A 15768-nucleotide genomic window follows, 5' to 3' on the forward strand; every position below is an offset into this window, starting at 1 on the left:
GTTGTAACTTTGCAAAGCTAGGTTTACATCACCTTTGGCTTGCTTCATCACTTCTGCAAAATGTTTCACGCCTACCTGAATGGAATACTCCGGGTCGGTAATGGCACCGGGTGGGAGCCCGATTGATTCGGAAGATTGCATCACATCCAATTCACGTCCACCTGATTCCTGTTGGATCATGGCCAGGATAAGTCCGACATATTCCCCAACCCCATTTTGTTCCGCATATTTCCGGATTAACGGCTCGTATCGTATGACTTCAGAAGACACCTGCGCTGTTCCCCCTGCTCCTTCACCGGACTTACCTGATTCAAGCTGGTTCTCACCGCCCAAGCTAATTGAAATGAACAAGGCAAATCCGAAGAGCGATGTAAGGAGGAGAAGGATGCCTGCAATGATCCAAGAGAAAGGGTTTTTGAGAATGGCAATGGTTCCTGCGGCCTTTGCACCTTTCTTTAAAACGCCTTGCATAGGAACTCCTTTCTAAAAAGAGATTCTGACAAAACAATGAGTGTGTATGTTCACAAACATACCTGTCATGATAACTACTCACTTCTCTCGAATTATCATTTTCTATCCTTTTCGGTCTCCTTGGCTTTGGGTTTACTGCCCTCCGAACGTTTGACGGATACGGAAGGTGATACTTTAGCTTTTCTAGCATCAATCTTCTTTTGGATTTCCCATTGCGTTAGGTGTTTGACTGGTTCTCTTGATGCTGCTGCTTCTTGTTTGCTTTCCATTTTTGTGGCCGGATTACGATGCGGGGAAGTTTGCTTTTCAGGCTCATGTAATCCCTCTGTCCGTTGCCTGGGAGGCTTAGGTTGTTCTGGTTTTCTATTATTCTCTTGACTAGTTGAATTCGGCGGGTTCGCACCCGGCTTACGGGCTCCCGAAACCGTACGCTCAGAACTTTGTGAAAGGTGGCCACTGACTGGTCCTTTGCCTGTTGCTCCTTCATCCTTTTCACTTTTATAATCCTTTAAATCCACAATCGCAGCTCCCGCATTTCGTGAAGCTGATCGGTTGGCCATTCCTGTATTTAAACCCGTTGCTGTATTGATTGACCCTTTTCCGATTGCTTTTTTTCCTTGATTTCCCCCTACACCTGGTTTTTGAGGTGTATTCTCGCCAACCACTTTTCGATGTTCTGACCTTCCACTGTTTGCTACGGGTGGATGGGTAAAGGTCTTTCGGCCCGTGCCTTCTTTTCTCGACTGATATTCTTCTTGACGCTTTTTATTTTGGTGGCTTCTGTAAGCTTTGGCGACCATTCTTTTGGCTCCCTTGAATCCTGATTCCCCAGCATCCCCCATCTTATCAAGTGTATTGGTTGTTGCTCTCTCGACAACTTGCTGACCTTGAATCATACCACCAGAAGCAACCTCAAAGATTTCGGAACGGTATTTAAACAATCCCCAAATGGTCATGCAGATAAGAAAGACAACAAAGACATACCCTTCTACACCATTCGTCACTTTTACTGATTCGTAAAGCAAGGTGACAAGTCCAGTAATGACGGCAATCAATAGGACTAATCCTGCTTTCATAAGTAAAACACCCACAAGCTTCTTCCCGTGATTCAAGGCCGTTTCACTATAAGAAGGGATAACTGATAGAACTAATGGAATGGCTGTGAATATGACTAATGCCAAGAACCATACTTGTAGTAAAAACTTAAAAATCCCTAATAACAGGATGGGAATGGAAAGTGCAATGGTTGAAAGGATCGTGACAATCAAGTATCCGAACCGTTCACCGCTAAAACTGGCAGACATTTGTTTGTTATCAAAGTTGGAAACCTCATCACTGACAATAATCTTTCTTTGCTCTTTGCCTTCTTCAGTATGAGGCTTGATTTCCAAAAGTTTATTTACCCGGTTTGGATCCTCGTTTATTACATCAGATACTTTTGTTGAACCATAATTCAAGAGTAAATATGGACGCTTCACCATTAAGTTAAATAGTTGATTTTCCAACACCGCAATTCCTTCTTTGGAATCATAGGCAGCGTTGCTGTCAAACTCATCGGAACTGACCAAAACGTTTGCAGAGCTTGCAATCCCTTCGAGCTCCGCCCCCCGATCATTCAGCCATTTAATGTTTCCCGTTGCATCTGAATAAAACCAAAAAGTAATAACCATGATAGACATGGCACCAAGGATTGATTTCATCGCATGGCCGACTTGTTGATTTACAAGGTAACGCCAGGCGGCTGTTCCTCCCACAAAAATGACGAACAAGGATAAAAACGTACCGGACATGATTTCATAGATTCGCTCACTCATGATTGCAGATTCATCAACAATGATCCCAATCAAATCAAAGGACATCAGCTGGTTAACCGAATATAAAGTAAAACTGGCAATGGTTTTATTAAATCCCCAAATTCCTTGATTAATGGCATGTAATGCATTATCGCCAGCTTCCGTGATACCGTCGCCAATATCTGCTTCCATCTGATAATGATAGAGAGGATATTCCTTACTTTCCAAAGTAACTCGGCCAACTGTTTCCTCTTTTTTCGGAATAGTTGGTGACACATTTTCTGCATTGGACGTCGTTGGCAAGAGAAGAAACAACAGCACTAAACAAAAGCCTAAGCCTTGTTTAAGGGTTTGCATCTAATCCCTCCTTATTTGCAGTTAATGCATGCTTCCCGTTCAAACTTCTCTGATATTTCTTCACGGTCGATATCCAACCCTTCGCTGGTATCAACTTTCCATTCATCATCTTTTTTACGAAGGACAATATTATCCTCTACTGAATTTTCACCATTCGGATTTTTAAAATCGGTAAAAACATAATATCGTTCTAAATCTTCATCGAAATAGATTTCATAGCGAATATCTTCATACTTTATTCCGGACTCTTTTTGTTTTGTAGTTTTATGAATTTCATAAGAGCCTTCCTCATAAAGCAACTCTTGTTCACGATCATAATCCCGATCAAAATTTGCTTTTTCCCACTCGTAAGCTAGTTTCGAAATATCTTCAGAAGTTGCTGCGCTTTGATTACAACCGGTTAAAAGTGACATCAAAGCAATAAAAGAGATGAATATTCTTTTCACATGAACGCCTCCTCGGTCTCTGCTCTTCCACGATCACTTTCTTTTGTATTGAAGGCGCTGATCCACTCATCAAACAAGATATCCGTCTGAATCTTGGCCGTTCGCCCGTACATATCCTCAATAATGCATTGGCCTTCCGAAAGGTTTTTCAACATATCCCGGTTCGCCTTGTTATCTTCCATCCCGAGGAATTCAATGATGTTTCCAGCTTCTTCAGTTGTTTTCGCTTTAAAAGCAAACTTCGTGCCAATATTCTCTTTGATTTGCGGCTTATTGTATTCATACGTGGACTGTGTGACGATATAAACGGCAGAACGTAAGGAACGTCCTGTACGAAGCAATTCATTGATTAGGCGATCCCCAGCACCCGTATTCATGAGCATCCATGCTTCCTCAAACACCGTCATCTTGACGACCGAATCATCGCGCGCGAATTTCGTTGCGAACTTGGCCAGTGGCTGCATGAGGGCAACGGCAATGTGTTCATCCCTCGTGGCCGCCCTTTCGCCTTCGTCCGGAAGATTTAAGTTTTGAATCTGCAGGATATTCACTTGTTCATCAAGGCTGATTCCGACAACATCCCCTTCTGAAAACATCAGTTTTGCAACCCCGTTTGTTCCAATCTCATAAAGTAGATCTCCCACATTTTTAATGTCTTGATCCTCGGCTGCCTGCAAATAACGTACGACTTTCAGAAGGCCAGGCTTCTCTTCCTGTTGAAGGACATGACGAACCCCTTTATAAATGGCCGTTTTCACATTCCTTTCATTCGATTGAAGCTCCGATAAGTATTCAAGCACGCTAACGGCTGCATCCTGCGCCTCTTCCCCTTCAAGGAAGGTAAGTGGATCTAGCTTTCCAGCATCCTTCTTCTCGCTTGATAGAGTGATATAGTTGAAACTCTCAATTAATTCTTGAAAGAAGGGGGCGGTACGCTTCATTTCAGGCGTGAGGGCTTGCTTGAATTTCTTTTCCACCTCGTCCTTCGGGTCCGTCATCAGGACTTTCGCTCCGAAAAAGACGGCATTTAATAAAATATCTTTTAGTAGATATGATTTCCCCATCCCTGTCGGTCCCGAGATGGTCACATGCGGGGAGGAATACTTGGATCCCTTTAAGCCCAAGTGGGCTAGGAACGGATGGTAAAAGACGAGAGAGGGAGAGCTTTCCATACTTTCCCCATCATGCGATAAATTCTTACCGAGATAGAATCCCACGGTATTTCCGATTTTTCGTGTAAGGGAGAAAAGGGATTCGGCAAAGGATTCAGGCGTAAGGATTTGCTCCCAATCCCCTGCTATAATTTTGGCTGCTGGTAACGATTGATGGAATAAAAGGAGTTGGTCGGCAAGTGGCTGCACAAGTTCAATTTGCTGATCCTTAAAATCTGATTTGAGCCTTCTAGCTCGTTTTCGGACTTCTTCTTTGGTTGGACCATATACAACAAAATGGATGTGCGTTCTAAGAAGTGGTTTTCCTTGGTTTTTAATTTCATTTTCAAGTTCATGCAGGAGCTCACGTCCTGTATTGATTAAACTGTCGTCATCCTCATTCGCTTCAATCAATTGAGCGTCCTGATCGCGAAATCTCTTTTTGATGGTATTGGTTTGGTTCTCATCCTCTTTTTTTCTTTTGTAAATGGTCCGCATATTGACTTCTACCGGAAAATGATAGGATTGAAAAAAGTAAGCCCACTCCTTATGGCTTAGATCAACCGGAAATTCTGAAACTGGAAGGAAAGCACACCATGATTCATCATCCAGTTGACTAATATGGAGATACCCGGCTTTCCCTGGATCGAGAATGCCTTCTGTCAGGCTGTAGACACTGCCGTCACCGTCAGGCTGTTTCTGACCCCTTACGAACTGGTGACGGATGATATAGCGTAATTCCTTTTCTTTCACCCTGAAAGCTCCTAGATAATGATTTAAGGTCGTAAAAGCATCTTCCTCGGATTCCTCGAACATACTGGCTGTAAGGTCGTCCACCTCATGCCCTCCAAAACCGGCAAGTTTTTGCAAATAACGGTTCATGCTTTTAAAGGAAGAAGTAAAGGTGCTGATGATCGTTTCATCCAGCTCCCTTTTCTTTAACTTCACGCCTACAAAAAATTTGTACTCGACGATATGTTTAGCTTCTTCACGTAAGATTTCCTTTGCCCGTTCCGCATAATATTTTCCTGTTTCGGCATATTTGCCTTCATATTGTTGTTGCAGGTTGTCCATACGCTTATCAATATCAACGGGTATCGGCACGATTTTATAGTCAATTTCCTCGAAGGCCGCCAATTGCCAAGCGAGCCTTTGAAGACGGTTCACCAGATTATTTTCAGCCTCATGCTCATTCACGCCTACCGTATTTTCATGGAGTCGATAGTAAGACCAAGCCTCCATCTCATGCGTATAGATCACATTGTCTTTATAAGATTGAATCGGAAATTGGATCACGGGATCACCCCCTTATTGGAATCGCTCGTATGACTGTGCTTTCTTCACCTGTGGTTGGTAAACGGGTTTATGGCTGCTGTAACTAAATCGTTTAGTATACAAATATCGGAAGTACCCAATAAAGAAACGATCAAGCCGTTTACCATCCAATTTGCTTCGACAGATCGCGCCTGCGATCGTCCAAGGCAACACGGCATAAAAAGCCAGCTGCAACGTCGTTGGAAGGACTTGGTTGATGCTCCCTCTGAAAAGAAAGAAGACACTGAAAAGCACGAGGGCCACCATGATTTGCCTAATCTCAATCCCTTTGGAAAAGACGAGGGATTTTTCATTTTTTCCAATTTTCCAAATTTTCAAGGGGTATTTAAAGAATTTCCTGTAGCTATAAGCAGCTGACCTCATGAAAGCCCTCCACTTTTCACTTGATTCCAAATGGCATTGGCCATGCTTTCGAATTCACCCGGATTGGAGACAATCACATAGCAAACGACTGCAAAGATGAAGCTAGAGAAGAACATGCCCCAACGTTGGGATATGAAAGCTCGAACAATCATGACAACCATAACAATGAACAAGACCGCCGCGACCTGGGACGACACGTAATCTGTAAGACCTGTAATATCTGGCATGAAAATCATCCTCCTTTAGTGTGTTTTAATTCATGAACATAAAATTTATTATTTTGCTTGCTCACAACAAGGGTAAACGGGTGTTTCGATTGTAGCCCCGTATTCGCCTCTTGTAAGAGGACCAGCGTCTTCACGATGTATTGCCCTTTTCTCTCCCCGTCATAGACCACAAAGCCTTCCAGGCCCTTATACTCGTATAGGTCTTTAAGAGATTCGGGGGTTTCCATGAGATACGACATTTCCTCAGTTGAATTCGTCGTATAAGAAGTGAAAAATTGTGTCGCGAACTGCTGAAGTTCACTCTCTACCTTAGTATTCTTGTCTGCCTGGTCGGTTTTATCAGCAATGGCCGTCATTCGAGTATCATTCGGAAGAGCTTGATAGTACGGCTGTTCCATTACGTTAAAAAAATTCCCGTCTGTGCCAAGCCGAACGACAATCATTTGCTGTTTCTTTCCTAGCGATTCATCTTTCCTAGTGGTCTTTTCTTCTTTCACGACCTCTACTTTGCCGTTTTTGTTTTTCTTCTTCACTTCCATCTGTTCTTTTTTCTCGACGATCTTGAAAAGTTCATATTCTATACGATACACATAACTGGCCGCTGCTTCCGAAATATCTTTCACATCATATAAACTAGCACTCTTCAAAACTCGTTTCCCTTTAAACTCCGAAAGGTTTTCCAACTGTCCAACTTCTAACCCTTCTGCAAGAAAGCTTTGGAGTGCTTTGGATCGTTCTTCTCGCTGCTTTTCGTCATCGGGTACGTTGATATAAGTATCAATAAACTGTCTGGAATAATCTTCACCAGCCGGTGAATTGGCGAAACCCACTTCATTCAGGCTCGCGATTTGCGCCGCGGCTTTATCTTGGTATCCATTAACCTTCTCGTTCAGGAAGCCTGTCCGGGACCATGATAGAAAGGTCAAAAAGATCACCCCTAAAAGTACAATCCAAAATATAAAGCTAAAGGTCATTCGTCCATTAAATCGCGACGACTTGAGTCGCCTATCATCTTTCATCACTTTCTTGCGCCCTCGGTCTGCATTGTTCTTCACCCCATGCTTGAGCGTATCAAGAAGCTTCATTTGGTGGAATCCCCCCTAATTCTAGTGCATTTCGAACATAGACTCGTCGGAAATAGGTATCACCCATATTTTCTTCTACCATTTTACGATTGATGAAAATTTCACCGATTTGCAAATTCTTGATCTCGCTCGGATTCGCCTTGAACCGTTCTACATCCCGAACCGTCCCCATGGTTGCTTCATAACGGATCCGGGGATATTTTTTTTCAATCTGCTGCGTGATTTCCTGGTCAGAATACGTACCAAAAACTTGGGCGATCCGTTCGGCGTCTTTGGAGGAATTGACACGGCCTGTTGCGATAATATTGCAGTTTGAAATGATTTGCTCCGTCATGATTGGGTCAATGGCATCAATATCAGACAACGTTTGGGTAGAGATAATGCATTCAAAGCCAGCAGAACGTGATTTATTGACGATATCAACGATCCTGCGGTCACCATAGGCAGAAAACTCATCATACACTCCAAAAATCGATTTACGCCCTTGGGCTTGTCTATAAGCTACCAAACTATTTACATCCAAAATGATCATTTTTCCAATCTTTTTAATGTATTCGGCATATCGGCTTCCGGAAATGCTGAAAATGACGACTTCGTTATGATCGGTAATTTTTTGAAGATCAATTCCGTTCTCCCTTTCTACAAATAAATGACCAAGATCGGATTCTAGGAGCTCACCCAGTTGCATTTTCAATCGTGTCAGGCATCCCTCCACAATTTCTTCCGGAAATTCGTCATCTAACACCTTTTTTATACGCTGCATGCCCTCTTCAAGCTTTGTGACGTATCGCTTCCGCTTTTCTATCACCATCTTTTTGACCGTTTCTTTCTTTGGTTCTGCATTGGCTATAAAACCGCTTAAATCGTCATCCGTTGTAGAAGGCGCCTGCCTTTCGACGATGACTTCTTCCTCTACTTCAACCTCGAACTCTTCCTCGATTTCTACTTGACTGCTATGTTCCCTGAAAAATTCGCTCATGTATTTATAATTGGTTAATTTCGCAATCGTCTTGATGTCTCTTGGAACCCCTGCCTCATCAATCAACTTGACCACCAATTGCAAATAACGGGAAGCAATATCGGTATAGTAAGCCCCATCCCCTTCATTCGAAAAGCTAAAAAGCGACATGAGCTTATCCCGTGTTTCAGTTGGGGTACCATTCTTGATTGGATTGTACGAGAGATCGTCCATTTCGGAAAATAAATACACCTTCCTGCCATAGGCTTCGCACAAGGCCTTAAATTCCAGCATCGACTTCCTTTCGCCCTTCCCATCCATGAAAATTACCGGTTTTTCCTGTTGCAAAGCTGCTTCCATTAGGGAGGCAATCAACGTAGTCTTTCCAGTACCGGTTCCTCCTGTTGCTAGCATGTGATAATTGAGCTCTTTTGACTGAAGCGTTACACGCTCTTTAAAATCGGAGTACCCGACAAACACTTCTTTGGACGGTTTATGTCGATACTGTTTCTGCTTCCTATTCAAAAACTTCACTCGTTTTTTGCGGAAAGCCTTATATTTCTGCTCTTCTTTTTGCTTCTTCACCTCACCAGATTTGGTGGTCACTCGCTTTTTCCAAAAGTATTTGGCGAAGATAAAAAATCCAAAGGAGAATAGAAAGGCTAAACCGAGTAAAACAAGATAGGAAGTACTGGTCACGGCAATGGTATCCCCCTGATTGAGGAATCTTTCCAAAGTATCTGACATATAAGGAATGTTCATGCCTGAAATCAATCCAAAATAACTGAGGAGTCGCCCTGTTTGAAATTGCCAAAACAAAAGGATGACCCCGGCTGCAAGGATAACGTAGGAGATCCAATCCCGCTTAAAGAGGGTAAGGATCGCAAAAATCAGCATTCCAAGCATGGCCGGAAGAAAAAACAAGACTCCAATTATGCCGATTAATCCATAAATCACTAGATCGCCAACGATCTGATCGGTTTCAGTCTGCTTCGACTCTCCCTGGCTTTCCATCGGTTCCAACCGGCAACACCTCTTCCCAACGTTCTTCCAAAATGATAGAAGGTACATTACGCACAGTAATCTTGCTGGCATTAATCAACCGCTGTTTGGCCTGATTGATCACATTATGAATTTTTACGTCATTCGCAAAATAGATCACCTGATCGTAGGAGTAAAGCTGATGGTCCTGTCGTCCACCGGAAAGCATGTCATCAAACATCTTAAACTTGTAATCATAACGCTTACGATCTTTCTTGTTCAATTCCAGCTCAACCCAAGTGGTAGTCACATTCCCATCTGTTCCTTTAAAAAAGAAAACGACATCTGGTATGCGGTCTCGATTATCATTGTAGGCCTTCAATTTACTTCGATTATCTCCTTCTCCTATCATAGAAAAACGAATTTCTCTCTCTGTCCGATATTTAAAGTCAACGGCCTGCTTTTCCGATTGTAGTTCGTAAAAAAGGATCAAGTCCGTAATAAGAAGATCATGCTGCATGGTGTAGATCGTTGCCTTATTTGGAACGGTTACATTGACATTCGTTAATTTCCTGGCCTCAATCGTTCCAAGATAAACCCCTACTTTATGTGCAATGCGTTCATGCTTGACAAACTTTTGGCCTTCTAATTTTCGTAGCCTGCGATAAACACGGTGAATGTTCGGCTCCCTGAATTTCAACATGATTTGTTTGGCCGTCACCATACCATTCCTCAAAATAAACGATAAATACTCCAAATCTTTCTCTTTCAACGAAGTGTACTTTAGCATTACCAAAAATATCATCCTCTTCTAGAAAATATAGGAACCACTCTCCCTCTTAAAGTTTACCAAAATAGTTATTATTTTCATAAATAAAACCGCAAGTAAAACCACAACTAATAAAATAAATGATTGAAGTATTTTCAGGCCCAGCCAAAACAATACATCTAAGAAAAATCCATAACACAGTTAAGCTCTTATTTAGTCAACAACCACAATAAGAATGGATTAAAAATGTATGTTTATACAATCCTGTAAAATAATATTGCCCTTGTTAAACCCTCTACATTAATCTCCCATACCTACCATTTCTCCACTTTCTTATTCCCTTGACCTTGAACTAGATCCTGAACTTTTTTATTTTTGAACTTGATATTTGACCTTGAACTAAATCACTTGAACTTAATTCTTATCTCTTCAACTACCTAACTATCACTCCTCCCCATTATCTAAAATCTAACCTGACCACCCCAATCACACTTTGAATACCTCCGCCTTTATTTGAGTAGCAGAAGACCTCGGCTATGTTTACGTAGTATAGGCGAGGTCTTCTGCGGGTACCGAGAATGAACAGGGGGTGTTCAGTCCTTGTGTGAATGGGGTGGTCGTCATTTTAAGACCGCAAATAATAAAGACATTCATTACCCTTCCATTTACGTATATGAATCTATATTATTTGCTATTTTTTTACTTATTTTTAGTCTACTAGACGTACATTTGTTTGGCAATGATTGTAAAGAGAATTGAATAAAAATTACCATATTTTTGGATGGTGACTTGTGTAGTATCACCTACACAGACTAAAAATCTAATACTAAAATCACCTGCTCATAAAACACAATAAGGACTAAAGATACCTAGCTTACGTTTCATAATGAAAACAATTAAAGATTACTGAAGATCTAAGATCACCTTTTGAAAGCCAAAAAACCCACAAACTAAAATTCCCTATATGTATTAAATAATGAATAAAAATAAATAACTAACAGTTAACCTGACGTCTACTACTATCCCCACAAAATTCACTTTTAACCATGCAAACACCATGATATTCCCTGAATAAAATTAAGTAAACAAGAGTGATCATCAGCTTAAACACCCAAGCCCCCGTAAAAACACTAAGTATAAGGAACAGCAGTAATTCTTAAAGACCCCACAGGAAGGATACTATAGATATGTATTGGCAGACTGGCTTATTATTTTCAAGAAGTCATCTTATCCGGCGGAGAAGATCCGGAACTATATATTAGGTCCACTTCATGAGTCAATAATTCGGCTTCCAATGTGGGTAATGGAAGGGTAGCAGTAAATTGATTCGGAACGGGAAGCAATTCGGCAAACGTCAGCTGGGTTTGCCGAATGTGATTCCTACGTAATAGCAACAAGCTCCTGAATAGCATGGAACGGCTGGCCAGTTTGGTGACTGCCCCGCGTCCTCGGCCAATCGTAAACTTTTTGATTTTACTAGAGTGCTTGCAGACCTCTTTAAGCGTGGATAGGGGAATCCCAAAGGTTTCAGCAAGGTTTTTCAAAGAAGCCTCCAAAAACGGCGTTTCAGGGCTCGTATGGGTATCCAGATAGGCAATGATATCCTCTTCCCACTCCTTATAATGGGAACGCACTCGTTCTTCCCGAGGTTTTTTGAATTTATACCACCCTTCCCTACCCTTGAATTTAGCTTGTCCATCTGTCCAAAGCTCGAGTAAGTCTTCCACATATGAACGCTTTACGCCCTTATATTTTCCTGAATAAGCACTCTTCAGGATTCGTTCGAATTCTCTTTTCTTAAGGGGTTGTTCCAGGTTACTGTTGAATTGATCAAGTTCATCATAAGCATCTTCGATTGTCTTATCACTTGCATAATTGGCAAGTGCAAGTGTCATGAGCGCATTATTGCGGCTGGATCCGTAATGCCCCTCCTCGATGTGTATAGCTCGAATAAGCGCACGATACCAGTCGGAAGAGGTCTGATCGATTGCTGTTGCATTCTTGTTATAGACCACACGCAGGAAGTTCCTATTCTCCTGCTCTTCATACTGTTTGGACCAGGTAAGCAGTAGGCCCGTATTGGCAGGCTTGTCATAGAAATCCAGTACATTGTCTTCTCTTGGGATGCGGTAGAAGCCGAAAGGGATACATCCGGTATCGACCGGTACATATTTCTTAAGCGCTTTTCGAATATTTTCTGACAGACGCTCGGCCACTCTTAAAGCCTTGTAATCGTGTTTTTTGTTTATGTGGAAGGGAGTTTCCAGGACAAAGAAAACCTGGAAACCCCTTGGCGTTTCCAGCAGGAGATTTGGCCTTGGCAATCCCAATTCCTCACATCCAAGATAAAGGGCGTACAGATCCACTTCCTTCGAATCTATATCAAGTCCTATGACATGGATTTGTTTAAGGTTTTCACGCTGATGCCCCTTGATGATGCGGTTTTTGAAATCATAGTATGTACCACCTCGGTAGGTATTGGGTGTCCAGTGTGAGAGGTTTTGATACTTTTCCTGAAGCGTTTCATAAGAGGTCACGACGAAGCCTTTTCCCTCCACAAGTTCTGCCTTGGACGGCGATACAAAGACCACGCCTTTACGATTCTTGGTTTCCCTCATGGTCTTCTCGTATGCCACCACTCTTTTTATAGGTTGGCTTGTACCCTTTTTTTTGTATAGAAGCAACCCATCATGGGTCATAAATTGTATGATTTCAACGATTGAATGAAGGCCTCTTTTATGATTTTCTGCCAATGGAGTTCCCATGATTCGCACCTTCCTTCTAATACTTGAATACAAACAGCTAAAGTTAAAAAAATTGGACCGATTTCCACTTCTTACATGGAACTTTTTGTTGAATAAAGTATATCGAACTCGACTTTTGAAAAAGGGTGCTCTCTAAGGGAAATGCACCAAAAATAAAAAGGACCCTGAGTCTTAGAGCCCCAAGGGATTGAAAAAAATATCAAAATTTTTTATTATGCAGGTTCCGCTCGCTTTTTGCACCAAAAAGGCCAATAATGGACCATTTGTGCACATGTGTGAAATTGAATGGGTTCCTGAAAAGGCCTGTCATAATAAGCTTTTTTAACGTTGAACCAAAAATGATGCCAAACAGGTTCCGCTCAACTTTTTGGGCTTGTGGTGCACTTTTGGTATACAGATTCCGCTCAACTTTTCAATTTTCCATCAAAAGGAGAGTGCAATTTTATGGTTGAGAAAAATAAATCGGTGCTGAATAGTTGTTTCTCCAACGTTTCCCCCTCCTACACAGGTTCCGCTCACTTCTTCTCCGAAAAAATAAGTTTGGTGCATTTTTTTCATAAGATAGTACACAGGTTCCGCTCGAACTCATTGTATTGGTGCATATTTTACTCAATTTCCCCAAAAGGATTTCAAATTGGAATTTTTCTAAGAATCCATGATCACTAAAAAATGTTCCACATATAGGGTATATGTGGTGCATTTCATCTGTAAAATGGTACACAGGTTCCGCTCACAGCTAGAATAATGGTGCATTTCTTTGAATACTGGAGTTCATTTGAAAAATCAAATAGTGTTAATAGTGAAGGGGCTGACTATTCCTCCTTTTTCTTTAAAGCGTTCAGCTAGTGGGAATTCCTCATAATAGAGATGTGTTGGAAATTAGACTGGAACTGGTGCATATGCACCATTATTTCGAAACCTGTGTAGTAAATGGTGCATTTACTCTTCGAAATGTGGTCCACTCTTGTTATAATGATAAAAAAGTGGTGCATTTTAGATGAAAAGGTTCTAATCTTTCCACCCAAGGATTCCCTGCAATAGAGAGGATGGGGTTGTTGTTGAGGTATCAGGATATACATGATCGTATGATTTTGAACTATGAGTTCCTGAAAATTTCTATTTTCGAAGAAACCAAGATTTTGTTTGAAGATCGTCCTTATATTTTGGATAAATGGAAACAGGAAGCCTATCGGATGACGGAGGAAGAGGTAAAAAATCAGGTTCCGGGCTTTTCCATGGGACCAAGCTTTCGGGCCTTATTTTCCTTGTTCACTCAAACGTTATACTTCGAAAAACTTATAACAAAAGAAATGATAAAAAAGGCCGTGGACAGTTATCAGGATACAATCAAGGTCATATTGGCCGGCCATTTCATACACGAATTCCCGATGGATGAGATAAAACGCAGTGCGAACGAAGAGAAAATAAGTGAGGCCTTGAGCCGCCACTATATCTATTCAAGCATGGATATTGACTATCATTTAATGAGAGACATCGTGACAAAGAAAAAGGACTTTAAAAAAGGAGAGGCTGGTCTCTTGGCAACCGAGATTATAGACAACCGTGGACACGTTAGAGGATTAGCTGAAATAAGGCCCCCAGAATCTCAGAAAGAGGAACTAGCCTCCGATCAACAGGAAATGTGGCTTGAACTGATAGAATCTACTATAAATTCATTGGATGAAATGACCGCCGACCTCTTTGACTTAATTACATATTTATGGATGGTCTCGCCCAAGTCCATTGACGGTTATATTGAGTTTCATAGCAATGATGCCTTACAGCTTAGGAACTTGAAGAAACGGACAGCACAAGGACGGGAACTGGACTTCCGTGAGGAAGATCGCTTCAATATCATGAAACGGGTTGCTGCACTATCAAGCATTTGGATCTCTCTGGGCAATCAACAGGTAAAAGTGATCAACACCCAGGATATCCAGGACAATGAACTTTATGAATTCAAGGATTTCCAGAGAATGTTCGAAATCGGAAAAATCCGTGTTGCTTATGATAAAAAGACCGGGGAAGCGAAAGGGATATATGCCGTACAGGTAAAGCCGTCCCCTGTTCTTACCCCTTACTTAGATGGACCAAATCGCACACTGGGCTTGTTGGATTTAAAAGTGTTTCAGTATAGCCACTACACACAGCGTGAACACAAGCGATTGACCCGCTACCTGAATCTACAGTGGAAAATCAGGACCATTAGAAGGTCCTTGCATCAACCGTTTAAGGTCTCTACCCTGTTGAAAACAATGGACATATCCAGTCGATATAACGGGGTGCAAAAAAGGGATAAGTTTGAAAACGTTTTGGATGAATTGCAAAAGGACAGCGTGATCAGCAGCTGGAGCTACACCGAGGAGATCGATGAGGAACAAGTTGGGAAAAAAGGATGGTTCCAAGGCTATTGGACCAAGTTGAATGTGCTTATTCTACCAACAGACATTGTCGTTAAAGAGAACCAGAAAAAAATGATGATAGATTCAAACCGCTTGGTGAATGAGGAAATTATTGAACGGATGAATCAGATAAGTCACGAAAATTCTATTTCAGAAGACCTTTTTTTCTCCCAGGACTTTTCACTAAATGAGTTGGCTCCTACACTTGAAATAGAAGACTCCATTGAGATTCCATCCAAAGTGACATCCGAGATCACCAGTAGTCTTCCGAAAACAGAGCAGCAGACATTTCATTTTGGACCCGAAAAGGAATTGGCGCTTTCTCCTGAGACGATGAGAGAGATGATGGACTCCCAAAATATGAGTATCCGACAGACGGCAGAGGAAATCGGCATTTCCCACTCTACCCTTTCGCGATACCTAAGAAAGGAAAATAAGCGTCAAAACAACAAGAACGATGAAAAAATGCTCAATTGGATAAAAGAAAAATCCAAAAGACAAAACTCTAATTGATTATCGTTAGAGTTTTGTCTTTTTGTTTACTCCCTACATTGGGACAAGAAATTCTCAATTGCATGCAATTTGCATTCAAGTTTGACAGTTGCATACAAAAAGCATACAATCAGAATATAGTTCAATGAAAATAAATGAAACCAAGGAGGAAT

11 protein-coding genes are annotated in these 15768 nt (G+C 41.6%); 1 reads left to right on the forward strand and 10 read right to left on the reverse strand.

The window, feature by feature from the left end; genetic code table 11:
* The 10 genes from IOC57_RS19210 to IOC57_RS19255 all read right to left on the reverse strand — a co-directional run.
* On the reverse strand, window positions 1-471 hold a 471-nt coding region (locus IOC57_RS19210), incomplete at its 3' end, for a lysozyme family protein (protein WP_207440202.1).
* 95 nt (window positions 472-566) lie between these two features.
* On the reverse strand, window positions 567-2621 hold the full coding sequence (locus tag IOC57_RS19215) for a CD3337/EF1877 family mobilome membrane protein (RefSeq protein WP_207440203.1): 2055 nt from the start codon (window positions 2619-2621) through the stop codon (window positions 567-569).
* An 11-nt stretch (window positions 2622-2632) separates the two neighbouring features.
* Window positions 2633-3067 (reverse strand): hypothetical protein, encoded by a 435-nt coding sequence (locus IOC57_RS19220; protein ID WP_207440204.1) that lies wholly within the window; start codon window positions 3065-3067, stop codon window positions 2633-2635.
* A complete protein-coding gene (locus IOC57_RS26345; protein ID WP_207440205.1) occupies window positions 3064-5514 on the reverse strand; it encodes an ATP-binding protein in 2451 nt (816 codons plus the stop codon). Before IOC57_RS26345 ends, IOC57_RS19220 begins: the two co-directional genes overlap by 4 nt.
* A 12-nt stretch (window positions 5515-5526) precedes the next feature.
* Window positions 5527-5916: a TcpE family conjugal transfer membrane protein gene (locus IOC57_RS26570; RefSeq protein WP_207440206.1), complete on the reverse strand. Its 390-nt coding sequence runs from the start codon at window positions 5914-5916 to the stop codon at window positions 5527-5529.
* Complete coding sequence (locus tag IOC57_RS19235; protein ID WP_016236199.1) at window positions 5913-6143, reverse strand: TcpD family membrane protein; 231 nt, start codon at window positions 6141-6143, stop codon at window positions 5913-5915. Before IOC57_RS19235 ends, IOC57_RS26570 begins: the two co-directional genes overlap by 4 nt.
* A gap of 5 nt (window positions 6144-6148) precedes the next feature.
* Window positions 6149-7228, reverse strand: a complete 1080-nt coding sequence (locus IOC57_RS19240) for a conjugal transfer protein (protein WP_207440207.1) — start codon at window positions 7226-7228, stop codon at window positions 6149-6151.
* On the reverse strand, window positions 7215-9200 hold the full coding sequence (locus IOC57_RS19245) for a type IV secretion system DNA-binding domain-containing protein (RefSeq protein WP_286185035.1): 1986 nt from the start codon (window positions 9198-9200) through the stop codon (window positions 7215-7217). Before IOC57_RS19245 ends, IOC57_RS19240 begins: the two co-directional genes overlap by 14 nt.
* Complete coding sequence (locus tag IOC57_RS19250) at window positions 9169-9963, reverse strand: hypothetical protein (protein ID WP_207440209.1); 795 nt, start codon at window positions 9961-9963, stop codon at window positions 9169-9171. Before IOC57_RS19250 ends, IOC57_RS19245 begins: the two co-directional genes overlap by 32 nt.
* A gap of 1187 nt (window positions 9964-11150) precedes the next feature.
* On the reverse strand, window positions 11151-12701 hold the full coding sequence (locus IOC57_RS19255; RefSeq protein WP_207440210.1) for a primase C-terminal domain-containing protein: 1551 nt from the start codon (window positions 12699-12701) through the stop codon (window positions 11151-11153).
* A 1055-nt stretch (window positions 12702-13756) separates the two neighbouring features.
* Here IOC57_RS19255 and IOC57_RS19260 point away from each other — a divergent pair.
* Complete coding sequence (locus tag IOC57_RS19260; RefSeq protein ID WP_286185026.1) at window positions 13757-15616, forward strand: helix-turn-helix domain-containing protein; 1860 nt, start codon at window positions 13757-13759, stop codon at window positions 15614-15616.
* The last annotated feature ends 152 nt before the right edge of the window (window positions 15617-15768 follow it).

The organism is Bacillus sp. SD075, assembly GCF_017355165.1.
In the GTDB taxonomy this organism is placed as follows: Bacteria; Bacillota; Bacilli; order Bacillales; family DSM-1321; genus Peribacillus.